The organism is Pseudoalteromonas sp. P1-13-1a (genome assembly GCF_001401875.1).
Taxonomy (GTDB): domain Bacteria; phylum Pseudomonadota; class Gammaproteobacteria; order Enterobacterales; family Alteromonadaceae; genus Pseudoalteromonas.
The window spans coordinates 24017-31613 of record NZ_LKDV01000040.1; the positions used below are offsets into that span (position 1 = coordinate 24017).

The window sequence follows — 7597 nt, forward strand, 5'->3', positions numbered from 1 at the left end:
CATTAAGCGTAATAAATCACGCATATTAGTAGGGCGTGTTGATCTTTGATGGTTGAATTTGCAGCAGTGTGTTTGGTTTTTAGGCAAGGCAGAGCCTGTGAAGTGTGGTTATTCCCCATAAATAGGCGATAACGCAGCATAAATGCCAAACATGCGCTGCCCTTTGGGTTCTGCCTAGGGGCGATAAACTCTTTGTAACTTGGTTTTTACTTAGCCCACTAGGTTACAAACCTCGCGCCGCGATTTAATGCCCCTAGATTGAACAAATTTCAATCCGAAAAAATCAACACGCCCTCAGTTTGGTCGATTCTACAGACACCAAACCATCGTTTTCACTGTTAAAGTAACTTTGTGTAAGAGGGGATGCTTTAGTACCAGCTATAATGCCTAAATTAAGAGTTAACTCACTTATTTTATTGCCTAAACTATTACTGCCTGTAATAAGTGATTGGCTTATACCGCCCCCTAAGTGCATTAACCATGAGCCCTTTAGGTGATTGGCAAGCTCACTGCCTTTATTAGGAGTACCAATTAAAACAACATTACCAAGGGTATTATTATTTAATACTGTCATGTTACTTTGTAAGTATGCCCTAATAACCAATCCTCCAAGGGAGTGGCCTACAAAATGTATTTTACTGGCATTAGAAATACAGGCATTAATTTGCGTACTTGTTTGCGCTAACACATCTTCAACGCTTCCCCTATAGAATCATAATTTAGGCTGCATACCTTATAATTTGCATTTTTAAGCTGCTGGGCAAAGTAACGCATTGCCCAATCGCTTCTACCTAAGCCATGGGCAGGTACTACCAGCTCATCATCAGGTTTATACTGTACAGGGGGATTATTGGTACTTTTACAGCCGGTTAGGGAAAGTAAAAGTATTAGGCCGATTACAAATGGTTTTTTCATTACTTTTACACCCTACACACGTTCGCTATTAGCAATTATATTGACCATTTAAAAGCGACTTGCTGCTCAGTAACTGCCCATAGTTTGCTTAGCACAGGCTGCTCTAAAGCAAATGATTCAAGCGTGCATTCACCGACAGGGCCACTCCAATTCCACCTGCCTGATGGGCCATAATAAGCGCGCTGTTTTAAATTTTGCTCGGTGGCACACATAACCTCAGGGTATGCGCCTTGCTCTGCCGATTGCGCTAAGCCCATTTTGACTATTAATGACCAGGTAAATCGGGTTGCAAAGTTAACATTATCGCCAATAAGAGAGGTATTAGCGGCACCTGGATGACACACAAACACTTGCACATTTTTATTGGCGGCGGCTATTTTATTTTGCAGCTCATAAGCAAACATCATTTGTGCAAGTTTACTGTGGCAGTAGGTTTTGTTTGGGTGGTAGTTTTTATTCCAATTCATGTCATCAAATTGAATCGTTTTAAGCCCCATTTTGTAACCTTCACTGGCAACCACAACAATACGTCCGTTCGATTGCTCTATTTTGTTAAAAAGTAAACCACACAGTAAAAAGTGCCCATAGTGGTTAACCCCTAGCTGACTTTCAAAGCCGTCTTTAGTAAATTGCTGAGTCGCGACCTGCGCAATCGCACCGTTACAAATAAGTGCATCTATGTGTGGCACAGTTTGTAATACCTCGTTGGCTGCATGGCGCACTGAGGCAAGCTCTGCTAAGTCCATTTTTATAAAACTCACCTCAGTATTATCGCCAAACTCTTGTTTTAACTTAGCAATAGCTTCATCTGATTTTAAAGGGTTACGATTGAGCATAACAACTTTTGCGCCTTTAGCGAGTAATAGTCGGGTTGCTTCAAAACCTGCGCCTGTATTTGCTCCCGTTATTAAATAGCATTTACCGACTAAAGAACTGAGTTGGTCGGGAGTCCAGCCAGAAGGGCCAAATGGGTTAGATGCGCTCATTAGTTAAATTCCTATCAATAGTTAAGTATAAATATGCAGTACAGGGCTATGCGCATTGTTCTACATTGCTTGTTAGGTAATATAACTCTCGCTACTAGGTGTAACTAGGCGATATCCTCTTTAAAATATGCCTATTTGTATCACTGCATTGAGAATGTGTATTTGCGGTGCTAGATTAGAATTATTCTATATTTAAAGGGTATGGGTGTATGAGCAAACACCAGATTAAACAACTTATACAAAACAAGCTGTCTTTTAACGAAGTAAACAGCGATGAAAATTATACCCAAGGGCTAATAGAAACGGGTATTAAAGGTGTTCAGCTGTTTAAAGTAACGCACGCTATGCGCTGTGCACCTGCGGTTTACGAGCCGTGTATTGTTGCCATAGTCAGTGGCGCTAAAGAAGCCATACTCGATGGTAAGCACTTTATTTACGATGAACATAATTATATGTGCTGCCCTATGTCTATGCCGGTAGAAGCGGGTACACCCTCGGCGTCACCTGAGAACCCCTTGCTAGGCGTTATTGTATCGCTAGATACAAAAGTGATGACCGAATTATCTATTACTATGGCTGCAGAAGGCGTAAAAAAACACGCATCAGCCCCCAAAACACAGGGGCTTACACTCGCAGCGTGGGATGACTCCTTCAGCGATTCATTATTACGATTGCTGCAACTTGTAGGCAACCCTGTAGATATTGCAGTTTTAGGTGAAGGGCGACTGCGAGAATTATATTTCGCCATATTAAACGGACAGGCAGGGAGTAGTGTGCACCAAGCCTTTGGCGTCGGAAACGACATCGCACGCTCAATTGATTATTTGGTATCTCGATTAGATGAGACCATAACCATAGACGATATGGCAGCAAAAATTGGCGTAAGTAGGGCCGTTTTGCATCGAAAATTTAAAGATGCGACCAGTATGTCGCCGATTCAATTTGTTAAATCTATGCGCTTAAATACCGCCGCGATGAAAATTGCAACGGGTATGAACGTAAGTTCGGCGGCCATGTCGGTAGGCTATGTGAGCTCATCACAATTTAGTAGAGAGTTTAAGCGTATGTATGGGCAATCGCCAAAGCAGTGGAGTCAAGCAAAAGAGTTACCTGGGGAGCTTGTTGATCAAGCGATTAATCAAGCAACCAGCCTGAGGAATTAATCATGGATAATATAGTTATTTTTAAGGTTGTTGGTGCGCTGCTAATTATTTTTGGCATAGTGTTAGCTGCCAACCCTGAGCTAATAAGCAATAAACCCGTCCCTAGCGACACTTTTAAGGCCGTAGAGCGCAGAATTTGGTGGGGGTTATTTATTGGTTTTGGTTTATTACTGCAATTTCATTATCAGCTAGTACCTTGGCAAGCTACCATAGCCGCAACACTGTCATCGTTACTTGTAGGGCTTTTAATCGCAAGGCTTATTGGCATTATATTAGATGGTTCGGTAGCAAAACAGTGGCTAAATGTTGGTATTGAAATAGTGATACTGGCGCCTCTAATTTGGTGGTATTTAAAAGTACGTACTTAGTATCAGAGTTAAACCGCTATAAATCTTAGTATCGTCTTAGAGTGTAACGCTTAATACCTTTAAGGCGTGATAAGCAAACAAAGGCGTTTATCCATGAGCTTTACTGTGAGTTAGCGCCATTTCTTCAGACCAAGGTACATAGAGTACGGGAGTTAAGTTTTTATTATCGGCCAAAATTACTTTCGCGATTGGCTGTGCGAAATATTCAGTTGGCTCAAATGAGCAAATATCTTTTAGATTAATTGAAATATAACAATTTGCTTTTTTGATTAATAAAGCTGATTCATCCATACGTGCATGAACTGTTATTTGTAAGTTCATGTAAGGAACCATCGATACTATGTGTTCACCTAAGTGAAATCTTTCTCGCTCTATCTCATCGCCTATTGCTATATTAAAAAATTCTTTTAACTAGGAGTGCGCTTTTAATAGCAGGCAGAAAAGGGAGCTAACTCCTCGCTTTGCTCTCTTACTTAGCTTACTACTCCCTCCAATAATTATTTTTTAAATAGTTGTGATTATTTCAGCGATACTGCGAATAACTAGATAAGACGATTATGTGAGTATTACAGTGCAGCTAAAGTCTTTATATTTAAATATGTACAGGCTGTGTTGCATTAGCCAAAGCGCCGCACTTTATTACTTTTAAAAACAGATGCATTAGAAATTAAACACAATGAAACTGTGATGAGCCAACTACGTGAAGAGATTAATTTAAATTATGGATTTATGCCTACATGAACACTAATAAAAAAGCACGCTTTGCTCAAACAATGGAGCAGCATAAAGGCATTATCTATAAAGTTGTAAACTCGTACTGTCAAAACCAACACGACAGGCAAGACCTAGCGCAAGAAATACTCACCACCCTGTGGCTTGCTTATGATAATTACGACAAAGACTATAAGTTTTCTACGTGGATGTACCGAATCGCGCTGAATGTGGCAATTTCCTATTACCGCAAAGACAGTAAACGAGAAGATAAAGCCAATGAGAGTGAGCAGTGCATTGTGCACATAGCCGACCTATCAGCGCACGATGATAAAAGCGAAGAGGTTAAGCAGCTTTATGAATTTATAGCAAAGCTCGATAAGTTAAATAAAGCCATAGTATTGCTGTATTTAGAAGGTGAATCCCATCAAAGCATAGCGACGAGTTTAGGCATAAGTAAAACCAATGTCGCTACGCGAATAGGCCGAATTAAAGAAACACTAAAAAATCAATTTGAGAAACAGGGGGCTTAGTATGAATTTAGATAATTTTAAAAACACATGGCAGCAGCAAAATAGTGTTAACGAATTGGCCATTACAATAAACCAATCACTGCTGAGCGAAACAAAACTGAATAAACAAATGAAAGAGCTTAATACTATGAAATGGGCACGTATTATTGAAAGCGCAGCTTTCTTCTTTATCATTTTGTTATTGGGCCAGTATATTGCAAAAAACGTTAGTGTTTCAGCGCCTGTAATATCTGCTTTAATCTTGGCTGTATTTGCCATTGTTGGCCTTGCAGGTAACATTGGCCAAATAGTGCATATTGCTAACGTTGATTATGCAAAGCCAATTAGCCAAGTTCAAAAAGACATTTATTGCCTTTGCTCACATAAATTACAACTAACTAAATTGTTATTTATGTCTGCCCCTTTTTATATGGCTTATGTGTTTATTGGGTTTGATGTGTTATTTGAAATTGACTTATTTGCACACCTAGAGCAACACATGGTTTGGTTTTACAGTGTGTCATCACTACTACTTTTAATTGCCACTGGCTGCGTATTAGCTAAACTAAACTACACAAATATCGCAACTCCTTGGGTTAAATGCACCATTGCATTTATTGTCGGTGAGCGTTTAGTGAATATAGCGCAATTTATCAATAGTATAGAATCAACAGACAGCTAAATAATTAGCTGTCTTACTTTTAAATACTCAAAATATTGTTATTTAAGGTTAGTCCGTTTTTTCTTTAAAATCACACACGTCTTCAATAATACCAATCGTGTTAAGTTATTCGGCACTTATAGCGACAGATAAATAGGGCGGTTACAAGGCATAAATTTTTACATGTAGTTGTTCTACTTGAGAAGTTTATAACGCCGTAAGCGCTTTATTTAGCTCGCTAGAATGACTAAATATTTAAGTCGATTGGTATACACAGCTGCCGCATTTAGGCTTACGGGCAACGCAAGTATAGCGCCCGTGTAGTATTAGGCAGTGATGTACGTCTACTTTAAATTCTTTAGGGACAACCTTTTCAAGTTTTTGCTCAACAGCAACTACATTTTTACCCATTGCAAATTTGGTGCGGTTAGAAACACGAAAAATGCGTGTCTACGGCAATGGTCGGCCAGCCTAAAGATAAGGAAAATAGATTTTATTTTAAACTATGGCCTCGCAGCATACCCATATTGACGGTCATTTTTGTGCGATAAACGTACTTATAGTTGCTTATTATGACCATAATTGTCACTTACATAATCACTTTTAAAATCGGATTTAATTGCTAACGACTTACGAAAAGTGCTTTTCGCCATTTCAAAGTCTCCTTTTGATAAGTAAGCAAATGCTAAGCTATCGTATACTTGCGGCGCATCAGGGAAAAGGGATATCAAATACTTAAACATATCAAACGCTGCTGTCCACGATTCTGACTTAAGCAGCTCCATACCTAATTCATTGATTGTTCGACCAATAAACTGCTTATAAGCGTTCTCGCGGTATGTCTTCTTAAAGTGTTTAACAAACCCTTTTGGGCCACTTGATTGGTAATATTCGAAAGCAAAGTTTTTTTCCAATGGCTTTATCGGTTCATATTTACCATTTTGAATAAAAGACAAAATTCGGCCAGAAATGCGCTCTGCAATTAGGTGATCGGTATTGGCCAAGACGACAATTTCATAACCATTTTCCAAATCAACCTCAACAGCAGCACTCACTCCCAACCCTCCACCATATGCGGCCCAGTGGGAGCCATCCATTGCAAATGACTTACGATTTGTATGGTCAGAGTTCTTTAGTAGTTTATCGGTATAAAAGAGTGCACGATAAAACTGTTGAACATCTATAGCTGTAGACTCAATACCGCCATCCGGGCTGGGATGTTCTGTAACACCAACTCGTTTCAACGTATTATTGTACTTATAGGTATATCGTATCGACTGGTGCTCATGATAGTTCATAGGCTTGAAGGTTGTTGATGACATGCCAACTGGATTGAAAATATTGTTTGCAAGTAACTTTTCGAATGATTGGCCTGTAATTTTTTCAAGAATGACACCCAACACTATATAACCGTAGTTTGAATATTTATAATCACTATCAGGTTCGAATAAGAGAGGGGTGTCTATTAACAGTTTTAGTTTTTTGTCTAGAGTATCAAACGCGAGTTGATTCTCACGATATTCAGCTACAAAGATATCAGCAAATCCAGCCCTATGATTTAGTAAATGTTCAATTGTAATTTTCTCGGCATGAAGCTGTTTAAAGCCTAACTCAAACGTAATGAGTTTGTCACTTAACTTTAGCTTTCCAGCTTCTACCTGTTTCAAAATTAGGACTTTGGTGAAGTCTTTCATTATTGATCCAAGATTAAAGCGGCTTTGGGTTCTGTTCTTTAATTCTTTTTCAATATCCTGAAAACCATAAGAAGATGAAAATACCTCTTTATTATCTTTCGTTATCAGCACATTTCCTGAAAACCATCCCATTTGTTGGTATTGAATTGCGATGTTATCTGCAACTTCAGACACTTTTATATTCTTATTTTGTGTATTTTTCTCGACTGCATAAGCCATTGAAAATATTGAAAAGTATATAAGAAGGATTACAGTGAAATTTCGAATCATTAGCGTGACACTATTCTGTTAAATTAATTTAGTAGTGAGTTAATTGCATAGGATTCTGTTGCAACATTTCTCACTTTTTTAATTAAACTATTAATAACAAACTTCATAACCCATTGCTAGTTAATCAGTTTTGTCTTTAAACTCACACAAGTCTTCTATTATACACGAGCCGCATTTAGGCTTACGGGCAACGTAAGTATAGCGCCCGTGTAGTATTAACCAGTGGTATACGTCTACTTTAAATTCTTTAGGGACAACCTTTTCAAGTTTTTGCTCAACAGCAACTACATCTTTACCCATCGCAAATTTGGTGCGGT

The 7597-nt window shown here is 38.7% G+C and carries 9 protein-coding genes and 2 pseudogenes; 4 read left to right on the forward strand and 7 right to left on the reverse strand.

The annotated features are described in order from the left end of the window. Positions 1-283: 283 nt before the first annotated feature. Genes AN391_RS20805 through AN391_RS17965 form a run of 3 tightly spaced genes read right to left on the reverse strand, consistent with a single transcriptional unit; the run spans position 284 to position 1901 of the window. Positions 284-688, reverse strand: coding sequence for a hypothetical protein (locus AN391_RS20805; protein WP_055016664.1), 405 nt, complete (start codon positions 686-688; stop codon positions 284-286). Further along, positions 682-915, reverse strand: a complete 234-nt coding sequence (locus tag AN391_RS20810; RefSeq protein WP_055016665.1) for a hypothetical protein — start codon at positions 913-915, stop codon at positions 682-684. Before AN391_RS20810 ends, AN391_RS20805 begins: the two co-directional genes overlap by 7 nt. 35 nt (positions 916-950) lie before the next feature. After that, positions 951-1901 (reverse strand): SDR family oxidoreductase, encoded by a 951-nt coding sequence (locus AN391_RS17965; protein ID WP_055016666.1) that lies wholly within the window; start codon positions 1899-1901, stop codon positions 951-953. A gap of 209 nt (positions 1902-2110) precedes the next feature. On the opposite strand from AN391_RS17965, the gene AN391_RS17970 reads away from it, so the two are divergent. Together AN391_RS17970 and AN391_RS17975 are read left to right on the forward strand one after the other, a co-directional pair. Further along, on the forward strand, positions 2111-3064 hold the full coding sequence (locus AN391_RS17970; RefSeq protein WP_055016667.1) for an AraC family transcriptional regulator: 954 nt from the start codon (positions 2111-2113) through the stop codon (positions 3062-3064). A 2-nt stretch (positions 3065-3066) separates the two neighbouring features. Continuing rightward, the gene (locus AN391_RS17975; protein WP_055016668.1) at positions 3067-3432 is read left to right on the forward strand and encodes a DUF4345 family protein; all 366 of its coding nucleotides are present in this window, start codon (positions 3067-3069) and stop codon (positions 3430-3432) included. Between the two features lie 87 nt (positions 3433-3519). On the opposite strand, the gene AN391_RS17980 is transcribed toward AN391_RS17975, so the two are convergent. After that, positions 3520-3753, reverse strand: a complete 234-nt coding sequence (locus tag AN391_RS17980) for a hypothetical protein (RefSeq protein WP_055016669.1) — start codon at positions 3751-3753, stop codon at positions 3520-3522. Between the two features lie 416 nt (positions 3754-4169). Here AN391_RS17980 and AN391_RS17985 point away from each other — a divergent pair, with 416 nt between their 5' ends. Then, the gene (locus AN391_RS17985) at positions 4170-4676 is read left to right on the forward strand and encodes an RNA polymerase sigma factor (protein WP_055016670.1); all 507 of its coding nucleotides are present in this window, start codon (positions 4170-4172) and stop codon (positions 4674-4676) included. Between the two features lies 1 nt (position 4677). Beyond that, positions 4678-5337: a hypothetical protein gene (locus tag AN391_RS17990; RefSeq protein WP_055016671.1), complete on the forward strand. Its 660-nt coding sequence runs from the start codon at positions 4678-4680 to the stop codon at positions 5335-5337. A 234-nt stretch (positions 5338-5571) separates the two neighbouring features. Here the strand turns inward: AN391_RS17990 and AN391_RS20815 are convergent. From AN391_RS20815 to AN391_RS18000, 3 genes and pseudogenes are all read right to left on the reverse strand, one after another. Next, positions 5572-5791 (reverse strand): annotated as a pseudogene (locus tag AN391_RS20815) (endonuclease III); the annotation flags it as partial. An 82-nt stretch (positions 5792-5873) separates the two neighbouring features. After that, complete coding sequence (locus AN391_RS17995; RefSeq protein ID WP_235576499.1) at positions 5874-7229, reverse strand: serine hydrolase; 1356 nt, start codon at positions 7227-7229, stop codon at positions 5874-5876. A 171-nt stretch (positions 7230-7400) separates the two neighbouring features. After that, positions 7401-7597 (reverse strand): annotated as a pseudogene (locus AN391_RS18000) (endonuclease III); the annotation flags it as partial.